The sequence below is a fragment of the Flavobacterium sp. WC2409 genome, from assembly GCF_041200085.1.
GTDB lineage: Bacteria > Bacteroidota > Bacteroidia > Flavobacteriales > Flavobacteriaceae > Flavobacterium.
In genome coordinates this window covers 2501398-2523016 of sequence record NZ_CP165625.1, presented here as the reverse complement: position 1 = coordinate 2523016, position 21619 = coordinate 2501398, and the positions used below count along the sequence as shown (strand labels likewise).

Below are 21619 nucleotides of genomic sequence, written 5' to 3'. Positions count from 1 at the left end.
ATATGAGTAATTCTAAACAACAACAGGAACAAATTAATATAGAGTTGGATGAAAAAACTGCTGAAGGAATTTATTCCAATTTAGCAATAATTAATCATTCATCTTCAGAGTTTGTTCTCGATTTTGTAAGTATCATGCCTGGTATTCCTAAAGCTAAAGTAAAGTCAAGAATAGTTTTGACTCCGCAGCATGCCAAAAGATTGTTGAAAGCAATTGGAGAAAATATTCATCGTTTTGAACTTGCCCATGGTGAGATTAAAGATACTGAACAACCTCCAATACCGCTGAATTTTGGTCCTGCAGGACAAGCATAATTTTTATTAAAGGCTCCATTTTTATGGAGCCTTTTTTGTTATATCTTATTATTGCAAATGGGATATTCGTAGTAAGTAGTAAATATTTGTTGTTAATGTGAAAATTAGTAGGTCAGTGAACGTACATATTAGCGTTTAAACTGTTCTTTTGTTAGTTAACGAGTTTAAGTGGTGTTCATCGGAAATATTTTTTAAAAGTCTAATGCGGTTGTATTTTTGCTAAAGAATAAGGAGATAAATTAATAATCCTTATTGAAAAACAAAAATTATGATCAATTCAGTAGCTATAAATAACAAGAGAAATTCAATAACATTATTTTTAATGTTTGCTTTTATTTTGTTGTCTAATGTTTCATTTTCTCAAACTCAAATTGTTAATTCTTTAGTATCAAATACTACAGAATCTACTAATGAGGTTAAACAAGAAAATAACAAAGCAGCTAATATGGAATTTGTTCTTTGGTTCATGGGTTCAAAACAAGATCCAAACAGTACAATATCTACTGAGGGTATAAATACAAAAAAACAAATTATGACTTCTGGGTTGGCACCTAATCGTTTATTGATTAAAGCTTTCTTGAAAAAAGCAGTGAATTTTGAAAGTGCTTTAGCATAAACAAAATAAAATTTAAAAGGGATAAAAAAAACGCTAATGTGAATTAGCGTTTTTTTTATGCCTCTTATTCTGAAACAGCATTACACAATTTAATTTACCCAGCCTAAAAAATTAACACACTTAATAGGAAATAAACAAACAAAAAATAATAATTTGTTGCTATTTTTTCAAATAAATTTTCCGCCAACTCGAGTTTTTAAATATCTTTATCTTTTCTGTATCAGTTGATTTAAGATTTTTTGACTTCTTAAATTTAAATGATTTAGAATATTTAAAATTCTAATTTTAATTCTATTTAGTTTGAAGAAGGGGGTGTTTACTATGAAAAGAATTTTGTTTGTTTGTTATTTGGTGTTGTTATCGTTAACTATTTGGTCTCAAAATCAAGTTGAGAAGTATAGATTTGTTAATATAAAAGAAAGCATTTCCCAAATAGGCGTTCAAACTATAATTCAAGATCATTATGGTTTTATTTGGCTTGGGACCAGTGGAGCTGGATTAAATAAATTTGATGGTACTGAGTACAAGATATATAAATTCAAACCAAATGATCCTACCTCATTAAGTAACAATACTATTAATTGTTCCTATCTTGATAGTAAGAACAGATTGTGGTTTGGTACTGATGATGGACTCAATTTATATGACTACAAGAATGATTGTTTTAAAAGAATTCTTTTGTCCGAATTCAAAAGAAACAAAGTAAAAGTTTTGGTTAAGAGTTTAATAGGTGATAATAGGGGGAGCTTATTTATTGGTACTTTAGAACTTGGATTATTCAAGCTGGATTTAAATACATTTAAAGTAGAAAAAATATCATTTCAGGAAACTAACTTACCGACTACTGTTTCGATAAATGCGTTAAAGGTGGACTCTAAGGGAAAGGTATATGCTGGAACTGATAAAGGTCTTAAGGAGTTTGATGCTAAAACTAATACACTTAGACGTTCTATTTTTAAAAATAAGGAAGGGTTTAAGTCCATTAATGAACCTGTTCAATGTTTATTGATAGAAAGTGATAATATATGGATTGGAACTGTTTCTACTGGCTTATTTAAAATTAAGAGGAACGATAATAGTAAAAATCATCTATTTGAGATTAGTCATTTTCAAATTTCACCAAACCGTCTTTTATCAATTATTACTTTACCGGACAAAACGGTAATGTGTGGTACGGAGAATGATGGATTATTTCATATTGATGCCAACGGACAAATTTTAAATCACTATCTATCGAGCAAATCCGAGAGAAAAAACATTTTATGTAATTCTATTTGGTATTTATTCTTGGATCGTAATGAACGTATATGGATTGGTTATTATAATGAAGGAATCGGTATTTATGACAAGTTATATGATAAGTTTGATAATCTAGAATGTCTACCTGGTATTGCTAATTCATTACAAATAAGTTCTGTTACCTCTATTGTAAAGGATCATCTTAACAGATTTTGGATAGCTATGGATGGGGGAGGTATTGATGTTTTTGAGCCTAAGTCAGGTCATTATACTCATATTAGTTCTACCGAAAACAAGGTCTTTTCTGGGTTGACCAATAATTATGTTGAGGCATTATTTATTGACAGCAAACAAAATATTTGGGCAGGTACCTGGAACGGAGGGTTGTATTTTTTAAAGAATGGTGATAAAAAATTCATTAATTTCACAGTAAAAAATACAGGTGGAGGTTTAATCTCAAATAATATCATCAGCATTGCTGAAGATTTAGATGGAATCATGTGGTGTGCTAGTAGGGATAAAGGTCTACATTCGTACAATCCTGAAACGGGAAAATTTACCAACCATAGATCAGCACCGTTTCTAAAACATCGTATTTCAGAAAGTTATGTTTCTAAAGTATTGGTTGATAAAAAAGGTAACCTTTGGGTAGCAACAAGAAATATAGGTTTGTTTAAGATAAAAAAGTTAGCAGGGAATACGTTTTCTATTGTATCAATGGCTAATAGGATGTCTAAGGAATTTAAAAATTATGCAAAAACTGAAGACATTTTGTCACTATATGAAGGTGAGGATGGATCAATATGGATTGGAACAAAAGGGGCTGGTTTATGTAAATATAGTGGTAAAACTGATAGTTTTAATTGGTATAACAAAGCAAATGGTTTAGAAGCCGATAATATAGTTGGTATTATTGGTGATTTGGAAGGCAATATTTGGCTAAGTTCAAATTCAGGGATTGCTAGATTAGATGTAAAAACCAATACGATTACGAGTTATACAAAAAATGATGGACTCCTTTCTAATGATTTTAACCGAAATGCTACTTTTAGAGATGAAAAAGGAATCATATATTTTGGAGGTTATTCTGGATTAGATTATTTCAACCCTTCAAATATTATGGTTAATAATGTTTTGCCATCATTATATTTAACAGACTTTAAGTTATTTAATAAAACGGTTACAACTAATCAGGAAGGGTCACCTCTTAAAAGTGTTATTGGATCAACTAGGAATATTACTTTAAACAATTCTCAATCTGTCTTTACTATTGAATATACAGGAATTAACTACACCAGACCCGAGAAGAATCAATATGCCTATTATCTCGAAGGTTTAGAAAAATCATGGAATTATGTAGGTAGGTCAAAAAGTGCCACCTATACAAATTTGGGGCAAGGAGATTATATATTCAAGTTAAAATCTGCCAATAGTGATGGCAAATGGAATAAAGAAATATTAGAACTAAAAATAACTGTTTTACCACCTTGGTGGAAATCAAATTTGGCTTGGTTTTCTTATGTTGTATTATTTTTTTTAGGGATCTATTATATAAATAAAATGATGCTTATTAGGCTATCTAAAAAAGAAGAAATAGCTCTAGAACAAAGTAGAAAATTACAAGAAAAGGCCTTAAATGAAAAAAAGTTTCAGTTTTTTACTAATATATCCCATGAATTAAGAACACCCCTTGCTTTAATTAAGAACCCTATTGAAGATATTATTAGAGATGACAGCTTAAACCTCCCCATTCGAACAAAAGAAAAGCTTACTATTATTCATAAAAACACAAATAGACTTTATCGATTGCTAAATGAGCTATTAGATTTTAGAAAACTTGAATCAAATAAAGTAAAGGTTAAAGCTGTAAAATTAAATTTGTTGGATTTTATTAAAGATATAGTAATCCATTTTAGAGAAGAATTGTCTATCAAAGGAATAGAATTTGATCTAGATTCAGATGTTGCAGATGTTTCAATTTGGAGTGATGCAGGTATGTTGGAAAAAATTATTTTCAATATCCTATCAAATGCTATTAAGGTTACACCAAACGGTGGGGCAATCAATATAAACGTACAATCAACGGATAAGTTATTTCATTTACCTTTAGTGCATAAAACGGAGGGGGTAAAAGTGGTAGAAATTATTGTTTCGGATACAGGTCCGGGCATTGAAAAAGGAGAATTGGAAAAAATATTTGAGCGGTTCTATCAAGTTGAAAATTTGAATAAAAGTTATTATGGAGGTACAGGTATTGGTTTAGAATTAGTTCGAGATTTTGTTAGGTTACATAAAGGCGAAATTAAAGTTGACAGTAAAGTAGGAGAAGGAACTAGTTTTACAATCATTTTGCCAATAGGAAAATCACATTTTGATGATGATGAAATATTTTTAGATAGTGTAGAGGTTCAAGTTAAAAACGAACAAGCAATTATAAATCTTGAAATAGATGTAGAAAAGGAAAAAGTAGAGGAAATTATTGTTATAGATGATAATTTACATAAATATACATTGTTAATAGTAGAAGATAATTATGAATTTAGAGATTATTTAAAAAATGAACTTGAAAATGAGTACAAGGTTTTAGTTGCTAATAATGGGAAAAGAGGGATGGATTTAGTTAATGAGTTCCTTCCAGATATTATATTAACAGATGTCATGATGCCAGAAATGGATGGGTTCGATTTTTGTGAAAAAATAAAAGGAGACTTAAGAACAAGTCATATTCCTTTATTAATGCTAACTGCCAAAACTGAAATCGAAGATAGAATAGAAGGTATTGAAATGGGTGCGGATGCTTATATGGCTAAACCTTTTGACATGAGGTTGTTAAGGCTTCGTTTATCCCAGTTAATAACAAGCAGGCAGCTGATTTTTAATAAATATTTTAGTTTAATTAGTGAAGTTCCTGAGGGGGGTAAAACATTATCGTTAGATAAAGAATTTATTGAGAAAGTGTTAAACTATATTAAAGAAAATATAAATAATCCGGATTTAAATATAGAATTACTTGCTACTCAAGTAAAATTGAGTAGAAGTCAGTTTTATAGAAAAATTAAAGTACTCACGAACCAGACTGCTAATGAGTTTTTAAGAAATGTTCGACTTCAAAAAGCAAAACAAATTTTAGAAAACGAGAATTTGAGTATAAGTGACGTTTGTTATAAAACAGGATTTTCATCCCCATCCTATTTTACAAAATGCTTTAAGAGTTATTTTGAGATGTTACCAACAGATGTTAAAATCAAAAAAAATGAGCTCTAATTATTGATTTATTTGAAGGTAAGTTAGCGTGGAATTATTTTTATTAAACCGACTTGACATACTATTCCAAAAAGTGTGCAAGTTGAAATGGATTTGTAAATAAAAACGACATGCTCTCCAACAGTATGTAAGTTAAATGTTAGGCTTCGATTTTATAATCGAAGCCTTTTTTTATGTAACAGGAAATGAGTTTAAAACAATTCTCCAATGATAAGTTGAAATGTACTCTTTTTTGTTTCTTCTCTAAAGCCCCAAAAAAAAACTGAATTCTGAACTGACTCATCTGTAGGTAATGCCAGTTTTTTTTTTGGTTTAGTTTTTTGGATTTTACCAGTAAGATTTTCAATTGCATAGTGGTATGTATAATTTTTCGGATTACAATTGAAAAGTCAACAAATCTGTAAGCTCCTCCCAGTTTTCGTACCAAGGTTTGAGAACATAAAAACATTTATTTTTCATTTGTTAGTAAAATCGTTTAACTACTTTGGTTAGATCGTTATAATTGGCAAAGGATTATATACGATTCTTCCAAATAAGATATTTTCAAACTTTTCTAATTTGATAGATTACGCATATTTGAGTTTGGGATTTCTGAAAAACACTTCAGTATTGAACAACAAATGCTCCTAAATCAGTTAGGAGATTCATCCAATAACTGCTGCATTCAAAATTACTAATCCGTATATCATAATCTTCTTTTTTGTCCTTTTCTATTTGGACCTAAGTCTAGAAAAGGATTTCTTGATGACTTTTGTGCCTTTTTTTAACTTAAAAATAATTTTATCCAACCAAACAGTTAATTAACAGCCTTCTACTACTCTATTTGGTTTGAGAAATAATTAATTACAGGATTAAAAAATGATAAATGTTTTTTCACAAGGTTTTTTTTACGTAAAATGAAATTTTAGACTATAAAAATTGTTGCATTGTCTATAAATACTTCACTTAAAGGTTAATTAAATTGGTAATAGCTCTAAAATTTATAGCTATTGCTTTAAAAATGATATTTAAATTTTTGGATTTTATTAACATTTGTCAAACTATGGAGTTTGAATTTTATTAATGAAATTATTTGTTGAAATACAACTATTTAGATGATCTCACTGTACTTTTTGTTATTCGCATTTATTCTTTTTTAAAAATTAAATCTCTTAGCTAACCAAAACAAATTACTAAACCAAACTAAATTTTTATGAAAAACAAACTACTAAAAAAATTAATACTTCCAGTATTTTTATTATTTGGAAGTATTATTTATGCTCAATCTGTATCGGGGATTGTATCCGATAAAACAGGTCCTATTCCTGGTGTTAATGTGTCGGTTAAAGGTACAACTGTAGGGGTACAAACAGATTTTGATGGTGCTTTTAAAATCAATGCTAAGAATGGAGATGTTTTAGTCTTCACTTTTATTGGTTATAAATCCCAAGAGATTATTTATAAAGGGAAATCTCCAATTAATGTATCCTTGGAAGAGAATTCAAATGCTTTAGACGAAGTTGTGGTTGTAGGTTATGGGGCAAAGAAGAAAAGTCTAGTAACAGGGGCGATTTCTAGTATTAGTTCTGCTGATATTCAAAATTCTTCATCAGCACGTGTTGAGTCCGTGTTACAGGGTAAAACATCAGGTGTTACTGTTGTGTCTTCTTCTGGGGCTCCAGGTTCTAGTTCTAAAGTTAGAATTAGAGGCGCTGGTTCTAATGGAAATTCAGATCCATTATATATTGTTGATGGAATGAAAGTAAGTTCCATAGATAATATTTCTCCAAATGACATTGCTAGCATGGAGGTTTTAAAAGATGCTGCATCTTCTGCAATTTACGGTACACAAGGAGCAAATGGAGTTATCATTATTACAACTAAACAAGGTAAGCCTGGAGAAACAATAGTTAGCTACAGTACGCAAATAGGTACTCAATCCGTTAGGTCTAATATGAAGTTGATGAATGCGTCTCAATTTGTAACTTATTTCCAAGAGGCAGGAAGAACTAATGTAGTTGATAACGGTATTAATACAAATTGGATCGATGAAACTTTTAAAAATGCCGCTACACAAAGACATGATTTAAGTATCTCTGGAGCGAACGAGAAAACGTCTTTCTATTTTTCAAGCTCCTATATGGATCAAGATGGAGTTGTTGGTAAAGATTCAAACTATAAAAGATTTACAGGAAGACTTAATCTTAAATCTCAAGTCAATGATTGGCTAGAAATAGGTTCTAATATGACCTATTCAAATATAGGGTCTTCGCCTATTACTGAAGATAATTCAACAGCTGGAGTTGTTACTCAAGCTTTAGTTATGGATCCATTAACGCCCGTAATTTATACAGGAACTTTACCTGCACGAGCTTTAGCTGGAGTAGCTGCAGGAACAGCTATGACAGATGGTAATGGGAATGTTTATGGATACCCAACTTATGCAACGGGTGAGGCTGTCAACCCTGTGGGATTAGCAAATTATACATTTAGAGGAGGTATTGATACGGATAAAATTTTAACATCGGTGTTTGCTAAATTGAATTTAGCGGAAGGTTTATCATTTACCTCTAGATTCGGATATGAAAGAACAAATACTTTTGATAATAGATGGAGTCCTATTTGGGTTGTATCGTCAGAAGCTCAAAATTCTACTGTAACATTAAACAATCAGATTTCAAGAAGTTCAAAATGGTTATGGGAAAATTTTGCGAGCTACACTAAAGAATTTGGAAATCATAATTTAACGGGATTATTAGGGTATTCATCTGAGAAAACGAAGAATCCATTTTATTCTTTACGCGGGGCACAAATTCATGATCAAACAGACCAGTTTGCATACTTTGACTTTGCAAACCGTAACAATGATGTAATTGGTGGTAGTATTGTTGAAAAAAGGGGAAGCTCAGTTTTTGGAAGAATTTCATATGACTATATGGGGAAATATTTATTAGAAGGCTCGTTGCGTAATGATACTTCTAGTTATTTTCCGACTTCAAAAAAATCGGGGTATTTCCCTGCAGCTTCTGCTGGTTGGTTAGTATCTAAAGAAAATTTTTGGAAAGAAGGCTCGAAAATTGATTATCTAAAACTACGAGCTAGTTGGGGACAAAATGGTAGTGATAACAATTTAAGCACTTACATAAACAGCTTAATATTCCAAACTGTAGCAACAGAAACCGCTTTAACAGTTCCAGTTGTTTACGAAGGTCAAACTGGTATTACTCCAGGGAATTTACCAAATACCAATTTAGAATGGGAACGTTCTGAACAATTGGATTTAGGTTTAGATTTAAGAGCATTAAATAATAGACTAAATTTTTCAGTTGACTATTATGTTAAAACAACTAGAAATTTACTTCTTGTAAATGGAAATATCATTGCACCTCCATCTTTAGGTGTAGGAGTTCCTTCTATTAATGCTGGAACAGTTGAAAATAAAGGGTTTGAATTTGAAATGGGGTACAGTGATAAAACAGCGGGTGGTTTTAGTTATGGTATAGACTTTAATTTGTCAACCTTGCATAATGAAGTTACCGATATTAGTTATGTAGGTGACAATGGTTTTATAATAGGTGCACTGGCACCGCAAAACAATGATGGTGTAACTCGTTTCCAAAAAGGATTACCATTATGGTATTTCTATGGATATAAAACTGACGGTATAGATCCTGCAACAGGAAAAATAAAAATTGTAGATACCGATGGTGTTCCTGGAATTACATCAAACGATAAAACAAAAATTGGTTCTCCTCACCCTGATATTCTTTTTGGAGGAAATATTCAATTTGGATATAAAGGCATTGATTTAAACATTAGATTTCAAGGTACGCAAGGGAATGATATTTTTGAAGCTTACCACCAGACTTCAAGACCGCTTACCAATCACCCAATTGAATTTTTTACGGGTAGATGGCAACAAGCAGGAGATATTGCATCTTATCCAGCTGCGCAATATGCAACATCTGCATACGATACTGATTTAGTAGTAAAAGATGGTTCTTATATGAGAATTAAACAAATTCAATTAGGATATAATTTCTCTAAGGATGTTTCTAATAAAATGAAATTGAAAAAACTAAGAACTTATATTTCTTTAGATGACTATTTTACCTTTACTAAATATAATGGTTTGGATCCTGAAGCAGGAAGTTTTTCTGATAATAGTATAGGAGTGGATAGAGGATATTATCCAGTAGCTGCTAAAATATTACTTGGTTTGTCACTTGAATTTTAATAAAATAAAACATTAAATATGAAAAAAATAATATATAGTGTTGCGGTTATATTTTTAATAACTGTATCATGTAGTTCAGATTTTACCGAGGTAAAACCTGTTGGTGTACTGGAGAGTACAACTTTCTTTAATAGTGAAAGTAATACGGAAGAAGCTTTAATTGGATTGTATGACCTTGTACAATTTAATAATGATCAGGCTTGGAATTCAGCTTTTTTTATTAAAGTACTGCCGGGTGATGAGGCTAATGCCGGTGGTGGTACTGCAACAGATCAAAAGCAATTACAAGAAATTGATGATTATGCAAATATATCTATTTCTAATCCCTCTTTGGAAGGGGTTTGGAATAAGGAATATAAAACAATTGCACTTGCAAACACTATTATAGAGAAGGTGGAAGCAGGAACCTTAAGTACTAAGACTTTTGCAATTGCAGAAGCAAAGTTTATGAGAGCTTGGTGTTATTTTGAGCTAACAACTATGTGGGGAGATGTGCCATTGCGTTTAGAAAATCCCACAACAATTAGCGCTGAAGCTTTTGCTAAAGCCAAAAGTCCAAGAGCAGAAATTTATGCTCAAATAGAAGCTGATTTAGCTGTTGCTATTGCTGGTTTGCCAGATAAAACCGCGGTTAAAAATAATTTTAGAGTTTCTAAAGGGGCTGCTCAAGCATTATTAGGGAAAGTTTTGGTTTTTCAAGGGAAAACTCTTGCTGCAATTCCTTATCTAAAAGCTGTAATAGATAATCCCGCTCATGGTTTAGAGTCAGACGTTTCAAAAGTTTGGTTAAAAGATTCAGAATTTGGAAAAGAGTCTTTATTCGAAGTAGGCTTTATTACTACAAAAGGGTACAATTTTACTACTGCAAATCTTGCTGGTCGTGAAGAAAGTAACATATTTATACAATTAATGGGTCCTCGTGGTGACGGTTACTTTAATTTGAATGGTACTGGATTGAAAAATGGATGGGGCTTTAACTTGCCAACAGCAAAAATATTAAGTGCGTTTGATGTTGCAGGAGATGTAAGTCGTAAAGCAGCTACAGTAATGAGTGAAGCAGAACTTGTTTCATTTGGTGGAAGTTTAACTGGAACGCCTTGGGACTATGAAGGAGGTATTAGAACTAAATATGCTCCACGTGCTTCAGAAACAAGCGCTGGTGGTGTTGTGGAAGCAAATTATGGTACAAACTTGAGATTATTTAGATTTGCTGAAGTATTGTTGCTTGCAGCCGAAGCTTATAATAAGGAAGGACAAGATGCCAATGCAAGAATAGAATTAAACAAAATTAGACAAAGAGCTGGATTAGCTGATGTATCTTCGACCTTAACAGGTGCAAATTTGTTTAACGCTATTGTAAATGAAAAATTCTTGGAGTTAGCTTTTGAAGGACAGCGTTTTTGGGATTTAGTTAGATGGGGAAGAGCTAATGCAGAGTTATCAAGTAAAGGATATACTTCTAAAAATGATTTATTTCCAATTCCAGCATCAGAAATTGCTAAAAATAAGGCGCTAACAATTGCGGATCAAAATCCAGGGTATTAATATAATTTGTTAAGTTGGTTTGTTAAATTCAGCTGCCCGAAAAGAGATTTTTGGGCAGTTTTTTTATTTATAATGGGCAGTTTTTGATTTTTAAGCTTTATAAAAACTCATAATACAAGCTGGATTTAAATTCTATTCATCATTAAATGTTTTTCTTTAGATTTAAATGTTTTAATTCCTGAAAAAAATCGATAAGTCAGATACGTTCGGTTAGTGAAAGAATAAAGATTCCGGATGTTGTTTTTCAATACGGAGGCGTAGACTTATTCGTAATTCCATAGCAAGTACTATTGTTTTTATTTTATAATAACTCGATTGGATTGCTTTCTTTTTAAAAGTATTTATAAATTTTGCACATTTGTATCAAGGCTAAGATGGAGATTTATTTCTAAACAATTCTTGAATGATAGGTCAACGTGTTCAAAAGTGTAATTGCCTTTGAAATTATAACCTTATTCAAATTCTGATGTAAAGAATAATTTTACACTTGGGTATTTGTTTTGAGTCATTTGGATTGTAAAGTCGGAATCAGCTAGAAACACTAATTGTCCGTATTTATCATGAGCCAAGAATTTTTGTTTTATTCTTCTAAATTCTTTAAACTCATTGTTTTTAGCATCATCTGGTTTTACCCAACACGCTTTGTGTACAGGGAAGTTTTCATAAGTACATTTAGCACCATATTCATGTTCTAGTCGGTATTGAATTACTTCATACTGAAGTGCACCTACAGTCCCAATGATTTTACGGTTATTCATTTCAAGGGTGAACAACTGCGCAACCCCTTCATCCATCAATTGATCGATACCTTTATCCAGTTGTTTTGCTTTCATTGGATCTGCATTATTAATGTATCTAAAATGTTCTGGAGAGAAACTAGGGATTCCTTTAAAGCTCATGATTTCTCCTTCGGTTAAAGTGTCGCCAATTTTGAAATTCCCAGTATCGTGAAGACCAACGATATCACCAGGATAAGAAATGTCTACGATTTCCTTTTTTTCTGCAAAAAATGCATTTGGACTTGAGAATTTTAAATTCTTTTTCTGACGTACATGGTAATACGGTTTGTTTCTTTCAAAAGTACCAGAAACAATTTTTATAAAAGCCAAACGGTCTCTGTGTTTTGGATCCATATTAGCATGGATTTTAAATACAAAACCAGACATTTTTTCTTCTTTTGGGTCTACTAATCTTGTTTCAGATTCTTTTGGTCTTGGTGAAGGTGCAATAGCAACAAAACAATCTAGTAATTCTCTTACCCCGAAATTGTTCAATGCCGATCCAAAAAACACGGGTTGTAGTTTACCGTCTAAATAGTCTTGACGATCAAATTTTGGATAAACTTCATCAATCAATTCTAGTTCTTCACGTAAAGTATTTGCAGGTTTTTGACCTATTATTTTTTCTAATTCAGGGTTTTGAACATCAGAAAAAGCGATTGTTTCTTCAATATTTTTACGATTGTCTCCGCTAAATAAATTGATGTTTTGTTCCCATAAATTATAAATACCTTGAAAGTCATACCCCATTCCTATTGGAAAACTAAGAGGTGTGACAGTAAGTCCTAATTTTTGTTCCACTTCATCCATCAAGTCAAAAGCATCTTTTCCCTCACGATCCATTTTATTAATAAAAACGATGATAGGAATTTTTCGCATTCTACAAACTGCGACTAATTTTTCTGTTTGTTCTTCAACCCCTTTTGCTACGTCAATTACAACGATAACACTGTCAACAGCGGTTAAAGTTCTAAAAGTATCTTCGGCAAAATCTTTATGCCCAGGAGTATCAAGAATATTGATTTTTTTATCTTGGTAATTAAAAGCCAAAACAGAGGTAGAAACCGAAATTCCTCTCTGACGCTCAATTTCCATGAAATCACTCGTAGCTCCTTTTTTAATTTTATTGTTTTTTACTGCACCAGCTTCTTGAATTGCTCCTCCAAAAAGCAACAATTTTTCTGTTAGTGTTGTTTTACCTGCATCGGGATGCGAGATAATTCCGAAAGTTCTTCTTCTTTGTATTTCTTTTAAAAAGCTCATATTTACTGTAAATAGTTTGCAAAAGTACTATTTATAAATGCTAATAAAAAAAAATGAGGCTCTCTTTTAGAATAGCCTCATTTATAATTATTGCAAACTCGATTTCAATAAGTTAAAAGGACTATTAATGCAGTACTTCTAATAAAGAATAATGCTCCTATAAAATTTTGTTAATAGTGGAGTGGAAACTTGTATTATGTAATTGAATTGTTATTTTTGTTCGTTTTAATTATGGGAAAAGGTTTGTAAGAACATTTTTATTTCTTGATACTTATAGCGTATATTTGGTCGCGAAAGTAAAGACTTCTATAAATAAATTTTGAAGAATTGAGGAACAGAATCCTTTGCCGTAATATAAATTTCAAATAATGCTATTAAATAAATTACAAATGAAGTCCATAAATAATAAAATTGCGCTTGTTTTTTTTCTTTTACTATTTTCAAGTACAATTTCAAGAGCTCAAGAGATAATTAAAGACAGTGTTATTGTTCCTGTTAAGAAAATCCAATCCAATCAAAGACAAAAAATAGACGGTGTAGTTGCTACTGTAGGGGATTATATTATATTGGATTCAGATATTGATAAATCGTATTTAGAAATTTCAAGTCAAGGAGGTTCAATTAAAGATATAACAAGATGTCAGATGTTAGGAAAACTAATGGAAGACAAACTGTATGCGCATCAAGCAATTCAGGATAGTATTAAAGTAACTGATGCTGAAGTAAAAGGGATGTTGGAAGATAGATTAGCCTATATGGTAGGTCAAATTGGATCTCTTGAAAAAGTAGTAAAATACTATAAAAAAAATTCAGAAGAGGAGTTTAAAAGTTACTTTTTTGATATTTTGAAAGAGCAAAAATTAACTTCTGAAATGACAAAAAAGATTGTTGAAGGAGTTGAAATTACACCAGAAGAAGTTCGTAATTTTTTCAAAAAAATACCTAAGGATGAATTGCCTCTTTTTGGTGCAGAAATGGAAGTAGCGCAAATCGTAATTACTCCTAAAGTTTCGGATGCTGAAAAACAAAAAGTAATTGATAAACTTAATGGGTTTAAGAAAGAAGTAGAAGAAGGTTCTAGTTTTGCAACTAAAGCAGTTTTATACTCTAAAGATCCTGGGTCAGCTACAAATGGAGGTTATTATAAAATGAATAGAAAAACAGCTTTTATTAAAGAATTTAAGGATGTTGCTTTTAGTTTGCAAGAAGGGGAGATATCGGCTCCGTTTGAAACTATTTACGGGTTTCATATTATATACATAGAGAAAATTAAAGGACAAGAAATTGAATTACGCCATATATTATTGACGCCAACAGTTTCTGACGAAGCTATTAATGAAGCTAAAGAGAAGATAAGTTTAATTAGAAGTAAAATTGTAGATAAAAAAATAACTTTTGCAGAAGCGGCTAGAACAGAATCTGATCAAAAGGAAACTAAAGCAAATGGTGGTGTTTTGATTAATCCAAAAACGCAAGATACGCGTTTCGAATTGACAAAAATGGATCCTAGTCTGTATGGTCAAGTTTCAAATTTAAAAGATGATGCGATTTCACAACCTATATTGGATACGGATGAAAACGGTAAAAAAAGTTTTAAGCTTATTACTGTGACAAATAGAATCAACGAACATGTTGCGGATTATGCCACCGATTATCTTAAAATAAAAGAGTTGGCTTTAAAAGAAAAACAAATTAAAGCTGTTGGAAAATGGTTTGATGAGAAAATAAATGAAACGTATATTAAGGTTCTTGGTGAATACAGAGATTGTGATTTTACCAATAACTGGTTGAAGAAAAAATAATTTTTATAAAATAAATAAAAAGAGTTAGCTTTATGGATTTTCATAGCGTTAACTCTTTTTTAATTTAAATAGGTTTATAAATGTCTGATGTAGCAGCAATACATAATTTAGTACAGAAACGGAACGATCTTAAAAACGAAATCGCCAAAATAATAGTGGGTCAAGATGCAGTAGTAGATCAAATTTTACTCTGTATTTTTTCTGGAGGTCATGCTCTTTTAGTTGGTGTTCCAGGATTAGCAAAAACATTGTTAGTAAATACACTGGCTCAAGCTTTAGGGCTTCATTTTAAAAGAATACAATTTACACCAGATTTGATGCCTTCCGATATTTTAGGTAGTGAAATATTAGATGAAAATCGCCAATTTAAATTTATAAAAGGACCTATTTTTTCGAATATCATTCTTGCGGATGAAATCAATAGAACACCTCCTAAAACACAAGCCGCTTTATTAGAAGCGATGCAAGAGCGTTCTGTTACAATAGCAGGTGAGAATTACAAACTGGATCTGCCTTATTTCGTTTTAGCTACACAAAACCCTATTGAGCAAGAGGGAACTTATCCGTTGCCAGAAGCGCAGTTAGACCGCTTTATGTTTGCTATAAAATTAGAATATCCTTCATTTGATGAAGAGGTAGAAGTGGTTAAAAGAACTACTTCTGATGTGAGTTCAAGTATTAATCCTCTTTTTACGGCTCAAGAAATAATAGACTTTCAGCATTTGATACGTAGAATACCAGTTGCCGATAATGTTGTTGAATATGCAGTAAGTTTGGTTTGTAAAACACGTCCTGATAATGCTTTGTCTGATGGGTTTGTTGAAAATTATTTAGATTGGGGTGCAGGACCTAGGGCATCACAAAATTTAATTTTAGCTGCCAAAGCTCATGCCGCTTTCAACGGTAAATTTTCGCCAGATATTGAAGATGTCAAAGCCGTGGCAATTGGCATACTTCGCCATAGAATTATCAAGAATTACAAAGCAGATGCTGAGGGGATAACTGAAGAGATTATAATCTCAAAGTTACTTTAAAATGAAATTTATTAGCTGGTTTGTAGTTGGGTTTTGAATAGAACTACAACGTTTTCTTGTTGAGTGTGATTTTTGCTTTTTAGAAAAAATACTAATACAAATGTTTGATTACGGATTAATCATTTTAGTGTTAAATTTTTTCTATTTTACTAATTATACGCATTAAAAATCAGTATTAGATAATAATAATTTTTGAAAAGGGCACCTCTATTAAATTTTTTTAATTCTCATCTTTAATATGTAAATTTGCACTTGAAAAAACAAAAATCACCTATATATAATGGCTTTTTGATATTGAAATTATCAATGGAATCTGCTATTAAAATTGAAAAAGACTTCTATTATGAATACGTATCAGGATTACATCCAAGAGATTGAAGAAAGAAAAAACCAAGGACTTAACCCAAAGCCAATTGATGGTGCTGAATTACTAAGCGATGTTATTTCGCAAATTAAAGATTTAAATAACAAGGATAGAGAAAGTTCTCTTGACTTTTTTATTTATAATGTGGTACCGGGTACTACTCCTGCGGCAGGTTTAAAAGCTAAATTTTTGAAAGAAATTATTTTAGGAGAATCAGTTGTTGCTGAGATTACTCCTGCTTTTGCTTTAGAGTTGTTATCACATATGAAAGGTGGAACTTCGGTTGAAGTGTTGCTAGACTTAGCTTTAGGTGCTGATGCTGCTATTGCAAAAGATGCTGCGGCAGTATTAAAAACACAAGTTTTTCTTTATGAAGCAGATACTGATCGTTTAGAAGAGGCTTATAAAAGCGGTAATGCTGTAGCAAAAGAAATCTTAGAGAGCTATGCTCAAGCAGAATTCTTTACAAAATTACCAGAAATAGCTGATGAAATTAAGGTAATTACTTATATCGCTGGTGAAGGAGATATTTCAACTGATTTACTTTCTCCAGGAAACCAAGCACACTCAAGATCGGATCGTGAATTGCATGGTAAATGTTTGATTTCTCCTGAAGCACAAGATGAAATTAAAGCATTGGCAGAAGCTAATCCTGATAAAAGCGTTATGTTAATCGCTGAGAGAGGTACTATGGGCGTAGGTTCATCAAGAATGTCAGGTGTTAACAACGTGGCATTATGGACAGGTAAAAAAGCAAGTCCGTATGTTCCATTTATCAATATTGCTCCAATTATTGCCGGTACAAACGGTATTTCACCAATTTTCCTAACAACTGTTGGGGTAACAGGTGGGATTGGGATTGATCTTAAAAACTGGGCTAAAAAATTAGATGCAGAAGGAAATGTTGTCGTTGATGCAGCAGGAGAGGCTATTCTTGAAGAAGTGTACTCTGTTGCTACAGGAACTGTTCTTACAATCAACACAAAGACTAAGAAATTATATAATGGGGACAAAGAATTGATTGATATTTCATCTTCTTTAACTCCTCAAAAAGTGGAATTTATAAAAGCGGGTGGGTCTTATGCTATCGTTTTTGGTAAAAAATTACAAACATTTGCTTGTAAAACTTTAAATATTGACATACCTCAAGTGTACGCTGCATCAAAAGAAATTTCTATTGAAGGACAAGGTCTAACTGCAGTTGAAAAAATATTCAATAAAAACGCTGTTGGAACTACTCCAGGTAAAGTATTGCACGCTGGTTCAGATGTGCGTGTTACCGTAAATATTGTGGGTTCACAAGATACAACTGGTTTGATGACTTCTCAGGAGTTAGAGTCTATGGCTGCTACAGTGATTTCGCCAATTGTTGACGGTGCTTATCAATCAGGGTGCCACACTGCTTCAGTTTGGGATAATAAGTCTAAGGCAAATATCCCTAGATTAATGAAGTTTATGAACGACTTCGGTTTGATTACTGCACGTGACCCGAAAGGAGAATATCTTGCAATGACGGATGTTATTCATAAAGTATTAAATGACCTTACAGTTGATGATTGGGCAATTACTATTGGTGGTGACTCTCATACCAGAATGTCTAAAGGAGTTGCTTTTGGTGCTGACTCAGGAACCGTTGCGCTTGCATTGGCTACGGGTGAGGCTTCTATGCCAATCCCGCAATCTGTGAAGGTAACTTTCAAAGGGGAAATGAAGGAATATATGGATTTCCGTGATGTAGTTCATGCTACTCAATCTCAGATGCTTCATCAGTTTAAAGGAGATAACGTATTCCAAGGACGAGTTATTGAGGTACATATTGGTACTCTTACAGCTGACCAATCCTTTACATTTACGGATTGGACTGCAGAGATGAAAGCGAAAGCTTCTATCTGTATTTCTGAAGATGCTACATTAATCGAATCTTTAGAGATTGCAAAAGGTAGAATCCAGATCATGATTGATAAAGGAATGGATAATAAAACACAAGTTCTGAAAGGATTGATTGCTATTGCTGATAAGCGAATTGCGGAAATCAAATCAGGTGACAAACCAGCATTGACTCCAGATGCAGATGCTAAGTATTTTGCTGAAGTTGTTGTTGATCTTGATGTGATTGCAGAGCCAATGATTGCAGATCCAGACGTAAATAATATTGATGTTTCTAAACGATATACGCACGATACAATTAGACCACTTTCTTTCTATGGTGGTGATAAAAAAGTAGATCTTGGTTTTATAGGTTCTTGTATGGTTCACAAGGGAGATATGAAAATTCTGGCTCAAATGCTTAAAAACATAGATGAGCAACAAGGTAAGGTAGAGTTCAAAGCACCGCTTGTAGTGGCGCCACCTACTTATAATATCGTAGATGAACTTAAAGCAGAAGGAGACTGGGAGATTTTACAGAAGTATTCTGGTTTTGAATTTGATGATAACATACCTAAAGCGATAGCACGTACTTCATACGAAAAAATGTTGTACTTAGAACGTCCAGGATGTAACCTATGTATGGGTAATCAAGAAAAAGCCGCCAAAGGAGATACGGTAATGGCAACTTCTACACGTCTTTTCCAAGGGCGAGTTGTTGAGGATACTGAAGGTAAAAAAGGAGAGTCATTACTTTCGTCTACACCTGTTGTAGTTTTATCCACAATTTTAGGTAGAACTCCTACTATAGAAGAATACAAAGTAGCTGTAAAAGGAATCAATTTGACTAAGTTTGCACCTCCTCATAAGCAATTAGTTAGGTAATTGTTAATCTTTATTAAATATATGAAAAGTCTGAGTTATTAACTCAGGCTTTTTTTTATAGCTCCTCATTTTTTTGTATATTGTGGTGTTTAAAATTGAACAACAAAAACACTTATATATTATGGCTTTTGATATTGATATGATTAAAAAAGTGTATGACAACATGGCTGCTCGTGTTGATGCTGCACGCGAGGTAGTGGGTCGTCCGCTAACTTTAACAGAGAAAATTTTATATACCCACTTGTGGGACGGAAAGGCAAAGCAAGCGTACGGACGAGGAGTTGATTATGTTGACTTTGCTCCAGATAGAGTAGCTTGTCAAGATGCAACTGCTCAAATGGCTTTGTTGCAATTCATGCATGCAGGTAAGAAAACGGTAGCGGTGCCTACAACGGTACATTGTGATCACCTAATTTTGGCGAAAGTAGGTGCTGAGAAAGATTTAGCAGTAGCAAAACAACAGTCAAGTGAAGTTTTTGACTTCCTTTCTTCTGTTTCAAATAAATACGGAATTGGATTCTGGAAACCTGGTTCGGGGATTATTCATCAAATCGTTTTGGAGAATTATGCTTTTCCAGGCGGAATGATGATTGGTACTGACTCTCATACTGTGAATGCAGGTGGATTAGGTATGTTGGCAATAGGTGTTGGTGGAGCTGATGCCGTTGATGTAATGTCAGGTATGGGATGGGAATTAAAATTTCCTAAATTAATTGGTGTTAAGTTAACTGGAAAGTTATCTGGTTGGACTGCTCCAAAAGATGTGATCTTAAAAGTAGCTGATATTCTTACTGTAAAAGGGGGAACTGGTGCTATTGTTGAATATTTTGGTGAAGGTGCTACTAATATGTCTTGTACTGGTAAAGGTACAATTTGTAATATGGGTGCCGAAATTGGAGCTACAACTTCAACATTTGGTTATGATGATTCTATGCGTAGGTATTTATCTGCAACGGGTCGTCAAGATGTAGTGGATGCTGCTGATAAAGTGGCTGATTATTTAACAGGCGATCCTGAAGTTTATGCTAATCCTGAGCACTATTTTGACCAAGTAATTGAAATAAATTTATCAGAATTAGAACCACATATCAATGGGCCTTTTACTCCAGATAGAGGTACTCCAGTTTCTAAAATGAAAGAAGAAGCTGCTACAAATGGATGGCCTATAAAAGTAGAATGGGGATTAATTGGTTCTTGTACCAACTCTTCTTACGAAGATATGGCTCGTGCAGCATCTATCGTAAATCAAGCTGTTGAGCATGGAATTACTCCAAAAGCGGAGTTTGGAATTAATCCAGGTTCAGAGCAAATTAGATTTACAATTGAAAGAGATGGTATAATTGCTACATTTGAAAAAATGGGTACAAAAGTATTTACAAATGCTTGTGGACCATGTATTGGACAATGGGATAGAGCAGGAGCTGATAAACAGGAGAAAAATACAATTGTGCACTCTTTCAACCGTAACTTCTCAAAAAGAGCAGATGGTAACCCAAATACACATGCTTTCGTAACTTCACCAGAGATGGTAGCTGCGTTAGCAATTTCAGGAAGATTAGATTTCAATCCATTAACGGATACTTTATTGAATGATAATGGAGAAGAAGTGAAATTGAAAGCTCCTTATGGTGATGAATTACCAAAAAGAGGATTTGATGTTGATGATAATGGATTTCAAGCGCCTGCTTCCGATGGTTCTGGTGTTAAAATAGTGGTTAGTGAAACATCGGATAGACTACAATTATTAGCTCCATTTGATGCGTGGGACGGAAAAAATATTACAGGAGCTAAATTGCTTATTAAAGCATTTGGTAAATGTACAACGGACCATATTTCTATGGCTGGACCATGGTTGCGTTTTCGTGGACATTTAGATAATATTTCTAATAATATGTTGATTGGTGCAGTAAATGCGTACACACAAAAAACAAATTCAGTTAAAAATCAATTAACAGGTGAATATGATGCAGTTCCTGCAGTTGCTCGTGCATACAAAGCAGCTGGAGTCCCTTCCGTTGTTGTTGGAGATCATAACTATGGGGAAGGCTCTTCTCGTGAGCATGCTGCAATGGAACCTCGTTTCTTAGGAGTAAAAGCAGTACTAGTAAAATCATTTGCTCGTATCCATGAAACGAATCTTAAAAAACAAGGACTTTTAGGATTGACTTTTGCTAATGAAGCAGATTACGATAAAATCCAAGAAGATGATACAATCAACTTTATTGATTTAGTCGATTTTGCTCCAGCGAAACCAATATCAATAGAATTTGTTCATGCTGATGGAAGTAAAGATATTATCTTGGCTAACCATACATACAATGAAGGGCAAATTGGTTGGTATGTTGCTGGATCAGCATTAAACTTAATTGCAGCTGAAGCTTAATTTTTAGTTTTATTATATATTTAAAAACGCTCTGTGAAAACAGAGCGTT

Annotated in this window: 10 protein-coding genes; 9 read left to right on the top strand and 1 reads right to left on the bottom strand. The window is 32.7% G+C overall.

The genetic code is table 11. The features are described 5' to 3' along the window. Positions 1 to 2: 2 nt before the first annotated feature. From AB3G34_RS10815 to AB3G34_RS10795, 5 genes are all read left to right on the top strand, one after another. Positions 3 to 314 carry a DUF3467 domain-containing protein gene (locus tag AB3G34_RS10815; RefSeq protein ID WP_331578288.1) on the top strand — a complete coding sequence of 104 codons (312 nt, stop codon included), beginning with the start codon at positions 3 to 5 and terminating at the stop codon, positions 312 to 314. 268 nt (positions 315 to 582) lie between these two features. Then, on the top strand, positions 583 to 930 hold the full coding sequence (locus AB3G34_RS10810; protein WP_367754848.1) for a hypothetical protein: 348 nt from the start codon (positions 583 to 585) through the stop codon (positions 928 to 930). A gap of 321 nt (positions 931 to 1251) precedes the next feature. After that, a complete protein-coding gene (locus tag AB3G34_RS10805) occupies positions 1252 to 5433 on the top strand; it encodes a two-component regulator propeller domain-containing protein (RefSeq protein ID WP_369752460.1) in 4182 nt (1393 codons plus the stop codon). Between the two features lie 1192 nt (positions 5434 to 6625). After that, complete coding sequence (locus AB3G34_RS10800) at positions 6626 to 9649, top strand: SusC/RagA family TonB-linked outer membrane protein (RefSeq protein WP_369752459.1); 3024 nt, start codon at positions 6626 to 6628, stop codon at positions 9647 to 9649. Between the two features lie 18 nt (positions 9650 to 9667). Beyond that, positions 9668 to 11194 (top strand): RagB/SusD family nutrient uptake outer membrane protein, encoded by a 1527-nt coding sequence (locus AB3G34_RS10795; protein ID WP_369752458.1) that lies wholly within the window; start codon positions 9668 to 9670, stop codon positions 11192 to 11194. Positions 11195 to 11646: 452 nt separating this feature from the next. Here the strand turns inward: AB3G34_RS10795 and AB3G34_RS10790 are convergent, their stop codons facing one another. Then, positions 11647 to 13236, bottom strand: a complete 1590-nt coding sequence (locus AB3G34_RS10790; RefSeq protein ID WP_369752457.1) for a peptide chain release factor 3 — start codon at positions 13234 to 13236, stop codon at positions 11647 to 11649. Between the two features lie 368 nt (positions 13237 to 13604). On the opposite strand from AB3G34_RS10790, the gene AB3G34_RS10785 reads away from it, so the two are divergent. From AB3G34_RS10785 to AB3G34_RS10770, 4 genes are all read left to right on the top strand, one after another. Continuing rightward, on the top strand, positions 13605 to 15038 hold the full coding sequence (locus AB3G34_RS10785; RefSeq protein ID WP_367771737.1) for a peptidylprolyl isomerase: 1434 nt from the start codon (positions 13605 to 13607) through the stop codon (positions 15036 to 15038). Positions 15039 to 15118: 80 nt separating this feature from the next. Then, positions 15119 to 16072, top strand: a complete 954-nt coding sequence (locus tag AB3G34_RS10780) for an AAA family ATPase (protein ID WP_369752456.1) — start codon at positions 15119 to 15121, stop codon at positions 16070 to 16072. Between the two features lie 343 nt (positions 16073 to 16415). After that, positions 16416 to 19187, top strand: coding sequence for a bifunctional aconitate hydratase 2/2-methylisocitrate dehydratase (locus tag AB3G34_RS10775; protein ID WP_369754095.1), 2772 nt, complete (start codon positions 16416 to 16418; stop codon positions 19185 to 19187). A 121-nt stretch (positions 19188 to 19308) separates the two neighbouring features. Further along, on the top strand, positions 19309 to 21570 hold the full coding sequence (locus tag AB3G34_RS10770) for an aconitate hydratase (RefSeq protein ID WP_369752455.1): 2262 nt from the start codon (positions 19309 to 19311) through the stop codon (positions 21568 to 21570). Positions 21571 to 21619: the final 49 nt, after the last annotated feature.